The sequence below is a fragment of the Rhodococcus sp. NPDC004095 genome, from assembly GCF_053604015.1.
The window spans coordinates 147,594-161,992 of the sequence record NZ_JBSGGS010000007.1 but is presented as its reverse complement, the minus strand read 5'-3'; the positions used below and the strand labels follow the sequence as shown (position 1 = coordinate 161,992).

The window sequence follows — 14,399 nt, the reverse complement described above, 5'->3', positions numbered from 1 at the left end:
TAGACTTTGCGCGGTGAGTGCGCAGGATCTACCAGTCGAGCTCCGACGGCGTCTCGTCTCCATCGCGAGGACGCCGCGACTTCTCGTGACCTCCGACTACGACGGCACCATGGCGCCGATCGTGTCGGATCCGGCGAAGGCGTTCCCCCATCCGGACGCGGTCCGCGCCCTGCGCGCACTCGCGATCCTGCCGGGGACCACGTCCGCCGTCGTATCCGGACGCGCCCTGCGCGATCTGGCGGTGCTCTCCCGGTTGCCGGTCGAGGTGCAACTCGTCGGCAGCCACGGCTCCGAGTTCGACGTGGGGTTCGTGCACGAGATCAGCGACGACGCCCGCCGCCTCCTCCGGGAACTCACCACCGAGTTGCAGGGCATCGCCGCCGAGAGCCCCGGGGTCGCCGTCGAAGTGAAACCGGCGAGTGCCGCACTGCACGTGCGCAACGCGAGCCCCGAGGTCGGCGAGGCCGCGCTCACCCGGGTCCGCCAGGGCGCCGCCAAGTGGAACGGCGTCCAGGTCACCGAGGGCAAGGCCGTCATCGAACTGGCGGTCATCACGACCGACAAGGGTGAGGCGCTCGACATCCTCCGGCACCGGGAGGGCGCCTCCGCGACGGTGTTCTTCGGCGACGACGTCACCGACGAGAAGGCCTTCGCGCGCCTGCAGGGACCGGACGTGGGGGTCAAGGTCGGCGAGGGCGACACGCTCGCCGAGTTCCGGATCGACCGCACCGAGGACGTGGGCGCGGCGTTGGCCTTCCTGCTCGAGGAACGCCGCACCTGGCTGAACGGTGAGAGCGCGCCGCCGATCGAACGGCTCACGATGCTCGCCAGTCCGCGCACGGTCGCGCTGCTGACCCCGGAAGCCGGGGTGACCTGGCTGTGTCACCCCGAACCGGACTCGGCGGCGGTGTTCGCGCACCTGCTCGGCGGGGTCGGGGCCGGGCACTTCACCGTCGAGCCGTACCGGGCCGGGCTGCCGCTGAGCCAGAGCTACGTCGACGGCACGATGACGGTGGAGACGCGCTGGGCGAGCCTGCAGGTCACCGACTACCTGCCGCACGACGTCCCGGCCGGACGGACCGAGCTGACCCGGGTGATCACCGGCCGGGCGAAGGCCGTGGTGACGTTCGCACCGCGTCCCGAGTTCGGCCAGGTGCAGGTGCACCTGGAGCCGGAGGAGAACGGTCTGCGGGTGTACGGCATGAACGATCCGCTGGTGCTGCGCTCGCCGGGTGTCGAATGGGAGATCGTCAGCGACGGCGTCCAGCAGACCGCACACGCGGTCATCGACCCCTCAAACGGGCCGATCGTTCTCGAACTACGTTGCGGCACCACGGATCTGAGCCCATCACCCGTACCGGAACCGGACCGCCGCGCACAGGCGGAGTCGTACTGGCGGGACTGGGCGGACGATCTGGAACTGCCGTCCCGCAAGCGTGGACTGATGAAGCGGTCGGCGCTGACACTGCGCGGGCTCGTGCACACCGACTCCGGTGCGATCCTCGCCGCAGCCACCACCTCGCTCCCGGAGGAACTCGGCGGCGTCCGCAACTGGGACTACCGCTACTGCTGGCTGCGGGACGCGTCGATGACCGCGTCCGCCCTGGTGACACTCGGCTCGCTCGGCGAGGCCGAGGGGCTCCTCGAGTGGGTGCACCGGGTCCTCGAGAGCATCCCCGGCCCCGAACGACTGCACCCGCTCTACACCATCCACGGCACCAATCTGCCGCCCGAGGCCGTGATCGACTCGCTGCCCGGATACGGGGGCTCGCGCCCCGTCCGCGTCGGCAACGCCGCGAACTCGCAGGTCCAGTTGGACGTGTTCGGACCGATCGTGGAGCTGATCGCGGACCTGGCGCAGGCCCGCGAGAAGAAGGGGATCGCCGAACCGCTGACCGACCGGGACTGGGACCTCGTGCTGGCGATGGTGTCCGCCGTGCAGCGCCGGTGGGCCGAGCCCGACAACGGCATCTGGGAGATCCGCGGAAACCCGCGCCACCACGTGTACTCGAAGGTCATGTGCTGGGTGACGGTCGACCGCGCGCTGAAGCTGGCCACGGACTTCGGCCGCTCCGCGGGAGTGGACTGGGAGGCGTTGCGGCACGAGATCGCCGACGAGGTCAAGGATCGCGGCTGGAGTGACCGCGCGAACTCGTACACCGCCGCCTACGACGGCACCGACCTCGACGCGGCCACCCTGCACATCGGCCTGTCCGGGCTGATCGACCCGTCCGACCCGAGGTTCGCGGCCACCGTCATCGCGACCGAGGCCGAACTGCGCAGCGGGTCGACCGTGTACCGGTACCACCACGACGACGGCCTGCCGGGCGGCGAGGGCGGCTTCCACCTGTGCGCGGCCTGGCTCGTCGAGGCGTACCTGCTGATCGGGCAGCGCGCCGACGCGGAGGCGCTGTTCGCGCAGCTGGTCGCCGCGGCCGGGCCCACCGGGCTGCTCGCCGAGGAGTACGACCCCGTCGCCGAACGCTCCCTGGGCAACCACCCGCAGGCGTACAGCCACATCGGGCTGCTTCGCTGCGCCCAGCTGCTGAGCTAGCGCCTGCGGCGCCTGTGAGTACTTGTGGTGGCCCTGGCAACCACAAGTACTCACAGGCGCGAAGCGCCTACGAGACGGTCATGTCCTCCGGCGCCCAGTAGGCGCGCAGTTCGACGATCTCGCCGGCGTCGTTGAAGCGGAAGGTGTCGATCGGAGCGGACGTGTAGGTGGTCCCGCCCGCCTTCGACACCACACTGAAGTGGGCCACTGCTTCGCCGCCCGCGACCCGGACGGCGAGCAGTTCGGCGGTGTTCTCCATCGCGGCACCACGATCGAAGAACTCCACGAGCGCGGCGCGACCCACCTTCGGCTCGCTGCCGACGGGATCCTCGACGACGGCGTCGTCCGCGAACAGGGCGGCCCGCTCGGTACCCGAACCTTCCGCGATCAGACGCACGTAGCTCTCCACGACTGAGCGCAGTTCCTCCGGTGTGGCCATGTCGAATCTCCCTTGCGATGAAACGATTTCGGTGCGGCTCGATAACCCGCGGGTCCACGCTAGGGGGACCCGCGGGTCATCGACCGCGCCATTCCGCTCATCGGGACGATGCGAGTGCGGCTACTCCGCCGGACCGCGTTCCCACCGCCGGGGCGGGGCCGCGGTGCGACCGCGCACCAGCTCGGTGTCGAGTATCTCGACGGTCGCGACCCCGGAATGCGAGTCCCGCAGCAGCATCGCGCCCGCTCGGCGCCCCTTCTCCTCCGCCGGCTGCCGGACGGTGGTCAGCCCGACCCGCGACGCGTCGGGCACGCCGTCGAAACCGGTGATGGACAACTCTGCGGGCACGTCGATGCCGCGCCACCGCGCGAACTCGAGCGCACCGAGCGCCAACACGTCGGTCGTGCACAGCAGCGCGGTGATGCGCGGGTTGAGCACCAGTGCCCGTTCGGCCGCCGCGTGCCCGGCACCGACCGTGTGCTCGGCGCTCTCGAAGACCGTGAGCGACAACGGATCCAGACCCGCGTCGGCCAACGCGTCCTGCACCCCGGCGATACGTTCGCGCTGAACGTGGAAATTCGGTGACAGGAGCCGCTCGGCATCGGCCCGACCGTTGCGCGCATCGTGACCGAGCCGCATGCACAGCACCCCGATCTCGGTGTGACCCAACGAGATCAGGTGATCGGCGAGCTCACGCATCGCGCCGCGGTCGTCGATGCCGACCAGGGCCGCCCCTGCGATCCGGCGGGGCTGGTCGCACACGACCACGGGCAGGTGCCGCTCGAGCACCGCGGCGAGGTGCGGATCGTCGTCGGCGACGGAGTAGACGACGAACCCGTCGACCCCCGCCTGCTGCACCACCGCCGCGGCGTCGACCTCGTCACGCCCGGGGCCGGCGGGAATCAGCATCAGCCCCTGCCCGGCCTCCTCGCAGGATTCGCTCAACCCGGCCAGGAAGCTCATCGCCGCGGGGTCCCGGAACGAGTAGCTGAGCGCCTCGGTCAGCAGCAGGCCCACGGCTCCCGCCTTGCGGGTGCGCAGCGACCGGGCCACCGGATCGGGGCCGGGGTAGCCGCGACGTTTGGCCGCCTCGAGCACGCGGGCACGCAATTCGGCGGAAAGCTGATCGGGGCGGTTGTAGGCGTTCGACACCGTGGTACGGGACACCTTGAGCTCCGCCGCAAGGGAGGCCAGGGTCGCCTGACGATGCGGATGACGAGAGCGGGGCATAACGGGACGGTACGCGCTCACCGGGTGACCGAGAGCACGGCCCCGCCAATGTACAACGGAAACGGTTTCCATTAATATTTTCGGCATGCCCTTCTCATCACTGCCGTTCCGCCGCGCCCGCGTCCACCTCCGTGGACGGACCGGCCGCGCGACGGCCGCGGCACTGGGACTGGCAACCGCCGCCACGCTGGGCCTGAGCGCGTGCGGCACCGCCACCTCCGACACCGGTCACGACGGCCGCATCAGGGTCGTCGCGTCGACCAACGTGTGGGGCTCGGTAGCCGCCGCCGTCGCCGGTGATCACGCGGACGTCACCTCGATCGTCACCGAACCGTCCGCCGATCCGCACTCCTACGAGGCCAGCCCCCGCGACGCCGCCGCCGTGACCGATGCGGACCTGGTCGTCTACAACGGCGGCGGTTACGACGAGTTCATCGAGGACATCCTCGGCAGCGGCCCCGACAAGCCGACGGTCAACGCCTTCGAACTGTTCGGCGCGGATACCGACCTGCACGCCGGGCACGACCACGACGCCGCGCATGACACCGCGGGCGAAGCCGGGCACGAGGCGACGGAGGGCGGCGAGTCGCACGCCGGGCACTCGCACAGTCACGACAACGGCGGGGTCAACGAGCACGTCTGGTACGACATCCCCACCGTCGACACCGTCGCCCACACGATCGCGGCCGAGCTCGGCGCGCTCGACCCGGCGAACGCCGCCGCGTACACCGCGAACGCCGAGACGTTCCACGGGAAACTGCACGGCATCGCCGACGCCACCGCAGAGATCGCCGCGAAGCACCCGCAGACCGCGATCGCGCAGACGGAGCCGACCGCGTTCTACCTGCTCGCCGCCGCCGACCTGCACGATCAGACGCCCGCCGACTTCACCCGGGCCGTCGAGGAGGGCAACGACCCGCCGCCGGCCGCGATCGCCGCGACCCGCGACCTGCTGACCGGCAAGAAGGTGGCCGTCCTCGTCTACAACAGCCAGACCGAGGACAAGGTGACCCGCGACATCCGGTCCACCGCGGAGACCGCGGGACTCCCGGTCGTCGAGGTCACCGAGACCCTGCCCGACGGTCTCGACTACGTGCAGTGGCAGACCGAGACGGCGGAGCGGCTCGCCGAGGCACTGGACGGCGCCGCCGCCGAGGCACTGGACGGCGCCGCCGCCGAGGCACTGGACGCCGCCGCGACCGGACCCGCCGCGTGACGGCCGCGGTCGCGCTGAAGGGCGCCGAACTGTCGTACGGCAGGCGCACCCTGTGGTCGGGGCTGGACCTGGACGTCGAACCGGGCGAGTTCGTCGCCGTCCTCGGCCCCAACGGGTCCGGCAAGACGTCACTGCTCAAGATGCTGCTCGGCCAGGTGCCGCTGACCGCGGGCACCGCGCGCATCGCAGGCAGTCCCGTCCGCGTCGGCAACCCGAACGTCGGTTACGTCCCGCAGCAGAAGACGATGGACGAGGGACTGCCGCTGCGCGGTCGCGACCTCGTCGGCCTCGGTGTCGACGGGCACCGCTGGGGCACCGGCCTGCGCGGCCGCAACGCCCGGAAGGCGATCGTCGACGCCGCGATCGCCGAGGTCGGCGCGCAGGCGTACGCGAACGCCCCCGTCGGCTCGCTGTCCGGGGGCGAGCAGCAGCGGCTGCGGGTGGCTCAGGCCCTGGTCGGTGATCCGAAGGTGCTGCTGTGCGACGAGCCACTGCTCAGCCTGGACCTGGCGAACCAGCACCGCGTCTCCGACCTGATCAACCAGCGCCGGCGCCGGCACGACACCGCGGTCCTGTTCGTCACCCACGAGATCAACCCGATCCTGCCGCTCGTCGACCGCGTCCTCTACCTCGTCGACGGCCGGTTCCGGATCGGCACCGCCGCCGAGGTGATGACCTCCGAGGTGCTCTCCGAGCTGTACCGCACCGAGGTCGAGGTGCTGCACGTGCGCGGCCGCCTAGTCGTCGTCGGGACCGGCGACGCGATCGACGCCCTCGGCGGCGCCGGTGAACTGAACACCGACTGCGCACACCACGAGGACCACGAATGAACGAGAACCTCGCATGAACGACAAACTCACCGGGGCGCTGTCGAGCATGCTCGACTGGCGGACGACCATCGACCTGCTGCAGTACGACTTCGTCCAGCAGGCGTTGCTCGCCGCCGCGATCCTCGGCCTGCTGGCCGGCGCGATCGGCCCGCTGATCATCAGCAGGCAGATGTCCTTCGCCGTGCACGGCACCAGCGAACTGTCACTGACCGGCGCGTCCGCCGCCCTGCTCGCCGGGATCAGCGTCGGGGTCGGCGCCATCGTCGGTTCGGTGATCGCCGCCGTGTTGTTCGCGCTGTTGGGAAGCAAGGCGCGCGAACGCGATTCGGTGATCGGCGTGATCATGTCGTTCGGTCTCGGCCTGTCGGTGCTGTTCATGTGGCTCTACCCGGGCCGCACCGGCACCAGCTTCTCCCTGCTCGTCGGGCAGATCGTCGGTGTCGGCAACAGCGGACTGCAGTTGCTGCTCGTGTTCGCGGTGATCGTGCTCGCCGTGCTCGTCGTCGTGTACCGGCCGCTGTTGTTCGCGAGCACCGACCCCGAGGTGGCGCGCGCCCGCGGGGTGCCGATCCGCGGACTGTCGCTGGTGTTCGCCGTGCTCGTCGGCGTCGCCGCCGCGCTCGGTGTGCAGATCGTCGGCGCCCTGCTGGTGCTGTCGCTGCTCATCACCCCCGCCGCGGCGGCCGCCCGCGTCACCTCCAGCCCGCTCAAGACCACGCTGCTGGCGATCCTGTTCGCCGAGCTAGCGGCGGTCGGCGGGATCCTGCTCTCGCTCGCCCCCGGTGTGCCGGTGTCGACGTTCGTCACCACCATCTCGTTCGTGATCTACCTGGTGTGCCGGGCGATCGGATCGCGGCGCCGCGCGAACTCGGGAAGGGTCGCGGTCGCGGCCGGGCACTGAGCCGAACGCACCCTAGGATTGACCTCCGATCGTTCGCGATGGGAGAACCGTGACTGGTAAGCGTTGGGAATTCTGGGTTGATCGTGGTGGCACGTTCACCGACATCGTCGGCCGCCGACCCGACGGCACCCTGGTCACTCACAAGCTGCTGTCGGAGAACCCGGCCCGGTACGCCGACGCAGCCGTCGCCGGCATCCGCGTGCTGCTCGGGTCGAGCGCCGACCCGATACGGCCCGAGGCTTCGCCCGGAGAGGTCGCCGTCACCGCCGACCGGGTCGAGCAGGTCCGAATGGGGACCACGGTGGCCACCAACGCACTGCTCGAGCGCACCGGGGCGCGTACGGCCCTCGTCATCACCAAGGGGTTCGGTGACGCGTTGCGGATCGGATACCAGAACCGGCCGCGCATCTTCGACCGGCAGATCGAGCTGCCGGAGTTGTTGTACGAGCGCGTGATCGAGGTCGACGAACGCGTCACGGCCGACGGAACCGTCCTGCGCACACCGGATCTCGACCGACTGGCCAACGAGCTCCGGCAGGCCCGCGCAGAAGGCATCGGTGCGGTGGCCGTGGTGTGCATGCACAGCCATCTGTATCCCGATCACGAGGCGGCGATCGGTGAGCTCGCCGATCGCATCGGGTTCCCCCAGATCTCGCTGTCCAGCGTGGCCAGCCCGCTGATGAAGCTGGTGCCGCGCGGGGACACCGCGGTGGTCGACGCCTACCTCTCGCCGGTGCTGCGCCGCTACGTCGATCTGGTGACCGGTCAGCTGCCGGGCGTGCGGCTGATGTTCATGCAGTCCAACGGTGGCCTCGCCGAGGCGGGCCACTTCCGCGGCAAGGACGCGATACTCTCGGGCCCGGCCGGCGGCATCGTCGGCATGGTGCGCATGTCCCAGATGGCCGGCTTCGACAAGGTGATCGGCTTCGACATGGGCGGCACCTCGACCGACGTGTCGCACTTCGCCGGCGAGTACGAGCGCGTGTTCGACACCCAGGTTGCCGGGGTCCGGCTACGGGCACCGATGCTGGACATCCACACCGTCGCTGCAGGCGGCGGCTCGATCCTGCACTTCGACGGCAGCCGGTACCGCGTCGGCCCGGACTCGGCCGGCGCCGATCCCGGTCCCGCCTGCTACCGGGGTGGCGGACCACTCACCGTCACCGACGCCAACGTGATGCTCGGCCGCATCCAGCCCGACCACTTCCCCCTGGTGTTCGGGCCGGGCGGCGACCAGCCCCTGGACAGCGCCGTCGTGCGCAGCCGCTTCACCGAGCTGGCGGCCGACATCCGCGCACGGACCGCGGACGACCGCTCACCCGAACAGGTGGCCGAGGGCTTCCTGCGCATCGCGGTGGCGAACATGGCCAACGCGGTCAAGCACATCTCGGTGCAGAAGGGGCACGACGTCACCGAGTACGCGCTGACCACGTTCGGCGGTGCCGGCGGCCAGCACGCATGCGCGGTCGCCGACTCGCTGGGCATCCACACCGTGCTGGTCCCGCCGATGGCCGGCGTCCTCTCGGCGCTGGGCATGGGCCTGGCCGATACCACGGTCATGCGGGAGCAGTCGGTGGTCGCGGCGCTGGGACCGGACACCATGCCCCGGATCCTCTCCGTCGCCGAGGCGCTGGAGTCGGCGGCCGTCACCGAACTCGGAGACGAGGGGGTCCCCGCGGACCGGATCCGGCTGACCCGGCGCGCGCACCTGCGCTACGACGGCACGGACACCACGGTGTCCATCGACCTGACCGATCCCGAGACCATGACCGCCGAGTTCGAGGGCGTGCACCTGCGCACCTATTCGTTCCTGATGGATCGCCCGCTCGTCGTCGACGCTGTGGCCGTCGAGGCAACCGGGCTCACGCACCATCCGGACCTGACCGGTGTCGCGGCGGCGCCCGACGACGCGCCCGGCGAAGCCCCCGACACCGTCCGGATGTACCACGACGGCGCCTGGCACGACGCGCCGCTGTACGAACGCGCACGCATGCGGCCCGGGGATGCGGTGACCGGACCGGCGATCCTCGCCGAGGCCAATTCCACCACCGTGGTGGACCCGGGCTGGCGCGGCACGCTCACCGCGGCGGGGCACCTGCTGCTCGAACGGGTGACCGCTCGGGGCGAGGCCGCAGTCGGCACGCAGGCCGACCCGGTGATGCTCGAGATCTTCAACAACCTGTTCATGTCGATCGCAGAGCAGATGGGCGCGGCCCTGGAGTCGACGGCGCAGTCCGTGAACATCAAGGAACGACTCGACTTCTCGTGCGCGCTGTTCGATCCGGACGGGAACCTGATCGCCAACGCCCCCCACATCCCGGTGCACCTCGGTTCGATGGGCAGCAGCGTCAAGGAGGTCATCGCACGCCGGCGGAACGACATGCGGCGTGGTGACGTCTACGCCGTCAACGACCCGTACCACGGCGGCACCCACCTCCCCGACATCACAGTCATCACACCGGTTTTCGATGAGCCGGGCGCACAGATCCTGTTCTACGTCGCCTCCCGCGGACACCACGCCGAGATCGGCGGGATCACCCCGGGGTCGATGCCTGCCACCAGCCGGGAGATCGACGAGGAGGGGGTGCTGTTCGACAACTGGCTGCTCGCCCGCGACGGCCGCATCCGCGAAGCCGAGACCCTCGACCTGCTGACCGGCGCGCGGTACCCGTCCCGGAATCCCGAAACCAACCTCGCCGACCTTCGTGCCCAGATAGCCGCGAACGCAAAGGGGGTCGACGAGGTCGCGAAGATGATCGGCCACTTCGGACTCGACGTGGTCGAGGCCTACATGCGGCACGTGCAGGACAACGCCGAGGAGGCGGTGCGCCGGGTCGTCGACACCCTCACCGAGGGCTCCTACCGGTACGAGACCGACTCCGGTGCGGTGATCGCGGTGCGGGTGAGCGTGGACCGGCAGAGTCGCTCGGCGACAATCGATTTCACCGGAACGTCGCCACAGCTCGAATCGAACTTCAACGCGCCGTCGTCGGTCGCGACGGCCGCTGTGCTCTACGTGTTCCGCACCCTCGTCGCCGACGACATCCCGCTCAACGACGGCTGTCTGCGGCCCCTGCACCTCGTCATCCCCGAGGGGTCGATGCTGGCGCCGAGCCATCCGGCCGCCGTCGTCGCCGGCAACGTGGAGACGTCGCAGGCCGTGACCGGCGCGCTGTACGGGGCGCTCGGCGTGCAGGCCGAGGGGTCCGGGACGATGAACAACGTCACCTTCGGCAACGACCGGCACCAGTACTACGAGACGCTCGGCTCCGGGTCCGGTGCAGGCGACGGGTTCGACGGCTCGTCGGTGGTGCAGACCCACATGACCAACTCCCGCTTGACCGACCCCGAGGTGCTCGAGTGGCGGCTCCCGGTACTCCTGGAGGACTTCGCGATTCGGCGCGGCAGCGGCGGCGACGGGCGCTGGCGCGGCGGCGACGGCGCGGTCCGCAGGCTCCGGTTCCTGGAGCCGATGCTGGTGAGCACGCTGTCGGGACACCGCCGGGTGCCGCCGTACGGCATGGCCGGCGGCTCCCCCGGCGGCCTGGGCAGCAACCGGGTCGAACGCGGGGACGGGTCGGTGGTACGGATGGCAGCCTGTGACTCGGTGGAGGTGCAACCGGGCGACGTCCTGGTCGTCGAGACGCCGGGCGGCGGCGGTTACGGCACCCCCTAGCGGCCGGGTCGGGCTCGCGGTCGGGTCGCCCGCATCGCCGTCAGCACACCGAGCACGGCGATCGCGGCGAACACCCCGTACAGCAGTCGCGCCGACCCGGTCGTCGACGTCCCCAGATTCACCAGCACGCCGGCGATCGCGGACCCGACCGCGTTCGACACCAGCTGCACGGTGTTGATCGCCGACGCGGCCCGCGCGCCCTGCACCGGGTCCTCGGAACTGGCCATGGCGAAGGCGGCGAGGTGCGGCCATGCGGCACCGATTCCGGCACCCACGACCGCCAACGCGACCGCCCACAACCAGATCACCGAGCCGGGGGCGTCGGAGCGCTGGCACATCGCCAACGCCGCGAACCCGGCGATCACGGCCGCGCCACCCGCCACCACGATCGCCCGCACGGTCCGGGCCCGGTGCGCGCCCGCGCTCGCCACCTCGCCGAGTGTCCAGCCGATCGCGAGCGCCGCGCCGAGAAACCCGGCCATGAGCGGTGCGAGCCCACCGAGCCGCTGCCCGAACAGTGGCACGAACGTCTCCGCCGTCGACGCGACCGCGAGGAAGCCGATGGTCAGGTACGTCCACTTCAGGGTGCCGCCGCGGGCGAAGGTCACCGAGGGCAGCACGCTGCCGCCCCGGGCGCGTTCGTATCCGACGAACACCGCAAGCAGCACCAGCGCGGCCGCGACGCCCACCGCGGTCCCGGTACCCGAGCCCGCGACACCGGCCACGCTCATCACCAGCGCGGCAGCCGAGAGCAGCACCATCGACACCACCGGCACGGTCTCGCCGGTCGACTCGGGTCGGCCGCCGACGATGTAACGGGGCACCAGGGCCGCGATGCCGACGCCGAGCACGGCGAGCGCGACGAACGCCAGCCGCCACGAACCGAACTGCGCGAACGCACCCCCGACGGTGGGTCCGACGAAGGTGCCCACACCCCACATCGCGGACACCAGGGCGGAGGCCCGCGTCCACAGGCCGGACGGCAGCACCGACCGGATCAACGCGTATCCGAGCCCACTGATCAGTCCGCCGCCCGCGCCCTGCAACGCACGCCCCGCGAGCAGCACCCACATCTCGGGGGCGAGCGCGCACACCACCGTGCCCGCGGTGAACGCGGCAATCGCGACCAGGTAGGCAGCCCGAGGCCCGACGAGCGCCAGCAGCCGACTGACCAGTACCGCGGACGCCACCGACGCCACGAGGAAGATCGTCGTGGCCCACGCGAAGAACCTGTCGCCGCCGATGTCCTCGACGGCGGACGGCAGCAGGCTGGCGGTCAGATAGATGTTGGTGGCGTACAGCGCGACCCCACCGGCCAGCACCACCATCGACCCGAGATGAGCGGGCCCAAGCAGATCTCGCCAACCCCTGGGTCCGGCTTCCGTGTCGATCACATGCACGACATCAACCGTAGAACCTCGAGTTCGGTCGAGGTCAAACCCGCCCCGCCGCCCCCAGGGCTAACCGCCCAGCGCGAACGCGACCAGGAACCCCAGCGCCGTCGACAGGCCGACCCACCAGCCACCCTCCCGATACGCCTCGGGCATCAGCGAATCGGCGAGGACCGCAATCGTGGCGCCACCGGCGAAGGCCTGGATCACCGCGATCCGCGACGGTGGAATCGAGTCGGACGCGGCGTACGCGAGCACCACCACCAGCACGAGCACGACTGCGGTGACGGTCCACAGCACCGCGGCGCGGCGCCGGTCGAAGTTCGGTTGCTTCCGCATCGACGCCGCGCCGGCCACCGCCTCCGGCACGTTGCCGACCGCGATCGCCACCAGCAGGACGAGCCCGCCCTCGACGCCGAGCGAGACTCCGAGGGCGGTGTTCTCGGGAATGCCGTCGAGCAGCGCGCCGAGCATCAGCGCCCAGCCGAGGGCGGCGGGTCCGAGCTTGTTCTCGATCAGGTGGTCGGCGACCACGTAGACCAGCGCACCGAGCATCAGCGCGATGCCGGCGACGACGACCCCTTCCGACTCGAACGCCGGCTGGAACAGTTCGGTCGACACCGCGGCCACCATCGCGCCCGCGCCGAACGCCATCAGCGCGGCCAGCAGCGGCCGCGGCAGGTCGTAGCGCAACCCGACGAACGCGCCGACGAGCATCGGCAGGGCGGTCCCGAGACCGTAGAGGAGGGCGGTCGCCATCCCGGGATCGTACGGCGGCGGAGCGGCGACCGCGGGTAGGCGACGGTGAGGGGGCGAGCGCGCTCGAAGCGGGTGGTTGACGTGCATCCACGCTCGCGGCACGGCCCCGCTCCGTGCCGCGAGCGGACAGGTGAGCGCCAATCGGCTCGCCGTGGAGTGCCGTGGCGGCGCTAGGCGACTCCGGCAGCACGGACGGCGGCTGCGAGCGCGAGCACGTCCAGGTCGCGGCCGCGGGGTCCGACGATGCACAGACCCACCGGGATCTCCACCGGCAGAGGCACGCTCACCGCGCAACGTCCGGTGGCACCGGCGATGCAGGTGAGCGCGAAGGTCGCGGCCCGCTCCCGTTCGATCACCTCGCCGCCGAGGATCGCCTCCGCAACGGTCGGCGCCACGGAGGACGCCGAGGGCACCAGCAGCAGGTCGTCACCGAGCAGGGCGTCCACCCGGGATGCGAAGCTCCACAACCTGTCCCAGGCCCGCCGCCGGTCCAGTGCGGTGTACCCGGCCGCCGTGTCGAACCGGGCGCCCACGTCGGGGTTCAGCGTGGCCCGGTGCCGGGAGATCCACGCACTGTGCGCGTGCCACGCCTCCCAGCCCTGGACGGTCTGGAAGTCGCGGACGGCGCCCGGCAGGGCGCCGGTGTCGATGTCACACCGTTCGATCGCCGGGAGGTTCGCGGCGTTCGTCCACCGGGTGACGGCCGCGGCCACGGCGTCCCGCACCTCCGCGGAGGCGAGCGCGACCAGCGCGTCGCACACCAGCGCCCGCGCGAACGTCCGCGGCTGCTGCGGCGGCAGCAGCACCCGACCGACCGCATGCAGGGTGCCGGGATCGCGCGCCAGCCACCCGACGGTGTCGAAGGACGGCGCCAGCGGCAGCACCCCGACAGCGGACACCGCGGCGTGCGTGGTGCGGATCCCGTACAGCCCCTGGTACGACGCGGGCACCCGGATCGACCCAGCGGTGTCCGTGCCGAGCCCGACCGCAGCATCGCCGAGCGCGACTGCGCTGGCCGGACCGGAACTCGATCCTCCTGGGATCCGTTCGGGTGCAGCGGGATTGGGAGGCGTCCCGTAGTGGGCGTTGGTCCCGGCGAGGCTGTAGGCGAACTCGTCGGTCCGGGCGATCCCCGCGACGGACGCGCCCGCCGCAAGCAGGGCCGCGACCACCGGCGCGGTGCGGGTGGCCGGCGAAGCCTCCGCGAGCCGGACCGGATTGCCGGCACCGACACGATGACCCGCGAGGTCGAACAGGTCCTTGACCGCGACGGCCATGCCGTCGAGCGGTCCGGATCCTGTGGGTTCGACCAGCGGGGACCCGCACTCGCGCCACACTGCGGAAGCGGAGCGACCCCGGTCCCCTGCGTCGATCATGCGCACCCCCGGGGCCGCGAGTCCTTC

Annotated in this window: 10 protein-coding genes; 5 read left to right on the top strand and 5 right to left on the bottom strand. The window is 71.2% G+C overall.

What is annotated here, in order from left to right; translation table 11 throughout:
* Positions 1 to 13 precede the first annotated feature (13 nt).
* Positions 14 to 2,554 carry a trehalose-phosphatase gene (gene otsB / locus ACWEPG_RS15580; protein WP_450112307.1) on the top strand — a complete coding sequence of 847 codons (2,541 nt, stop codon included), beginning with the start codon at positions 14 to 16 and terminating at the stop codon, positions 2,552 to 2,554.
* A 67-nt stretch (positions 2,555 to 2,621) separates the two neighbouring features.
* Here the strand turns inward: otsB and ACWEPG_RS15575 are convergent, their stop codons facing one another.
* The gene (locus tag ACWEPG_RS15575; protein ID WP_450112308.1) at positions 2,622 to 2,993 is read right to left on the bottom strand and encodes a nuclear transport factor 2 family protein; all 372 of its coding nucleotides are present in this window, start codon (positions 2,991 to 2,993) and stop codon (positions 2,622 to 2,624) included.
* Positions 2,994 to 3,113: 120 nt separating this feature from the next.
* Positions 3,114 to 4,223 carry a LacI family DNA-binding transcriptional regulator gene (locus ACWEPG_RS15570; protein WP_450112309.1) on the bottom strand — a complete coding sequence of 370 codons (1,110 nt, stop codon included), beginning with the start codon at positions 4,221 to 4,223 and terminating at the stop codon, positions 3,114 to 3,116.
* An 85-nt stretch (positions 4,224 to 4,308) separates the two neighbouring features.
* Between ACWEPG_RS15570 and ACWEPG_RS15565 the strand changes: the two genes are divergently transcribed.
* The 4 genes from ACWEPG_RS15565 to ACWEPG_RS15550 are packed head-to-tail and all read left to right on the top strand — an operon-like array spanning position 4,309 to position 10,846.
* Entirely contained in the window at positions 4,309 to 5,439 is a 1,131-nt protein-coding gene (locus tag ACWEPG_RS15565; protein ID WP_450112310.1) for a metal ABC transporter solute-binding protein, Zn/Mn family, read from the top strand.
* Complete coding sequence (locus ACWEPG_RS15560; protein WP_450112311.1) at positions 5,436 to 6,269, top strand: metal ABC transporter ATP-binding protein; 834 nt, start codon at positions 5,436 to 5,438, stop codon at positions 6,267 to 6,269. Before ACWEPG_RS15565 ends, ACWEPG_RS15560 begins: the two co-directional genes overlap by 4 nt.
* Positions 6,270 to 6,282: 13 nt before the next feature.
* Positions 6,283 to 7,170: a metal ABC transporter permease gene (locus tag ACWEPG_RS15555; RefSeq protein ID WP_450112312.1), complete on the top strand. Its 888-nt coding sequence runs from the start codon at positions 6,283 to 6,285 to the stop codon at positions 7,168 to 7,170.
* A 49-nt stretch (positions 7,171 to 7,219) separates the two neighbouring features.
* Positions 7,220 to 10,846, top strand: a complete 3,627-nt coding sequence (locus tag ACWEPG_RS15550) for a hydantoinase B/oxoprolinase family protein (RefSeq protein ID WP_450112313.1) — start codon at positions 7,220 to 7,222, stop codon at positions 10,844 to 10,846.
* Here the strand turns inward: ACWEPG_RS15550 and ACWEPG_RS15545 are convergent.
* The 3 genes from ACWEPG_RS15545 to ACWEPG_RS15535 all read right to left on the bottom strand — a co-directional run bounded on the left by ACWEPG_RS15545 (position 10,843) and on the right by ACWEPG_RS15535 (position 14,372).
* Positions 10,843 to 12,246 (bottom strand): MFS transporter, encoded by a 1,404-nt coding sequence (locus tag ACWEPG_RS15545; protein WP_450112314.1) that lies wholly within the window; start codon positions 12,244 to 12,246, stop codon positions 10,843 to 10,845. The two genes, ACWEPG_RS15550 and ACWEPG_RS15545, sit on opposite strands and share 4 nt — an antisense overlap.
* Positions 12,247 to 12,306: 60 nt before the next feature.
* Positions 12,307 to 12,996 (bottom strand): ZIP family metal transporter, encoded by a 690-nt coding sequence (locus ACWEPG_RS15540; RefSeq protein WP_450112315.1) that lies wholly within the window; start codon positions 12,994 to 12,996, stop codon positions 12,307 to 12,309.
* Between the two features lie 170 nt (positions 12,997 to 13,166).
* Entirely contained in the window at positions 13,167 to 14,372 is a 1,206-nt protein-coding gene (locus ACWEPG_RS15535; protein ID WP_450112316.1) for an amidase family protein, read from the bottom strand.
* Positions 14,373 to 14,399: the final 27 nt, after the last annotated feature.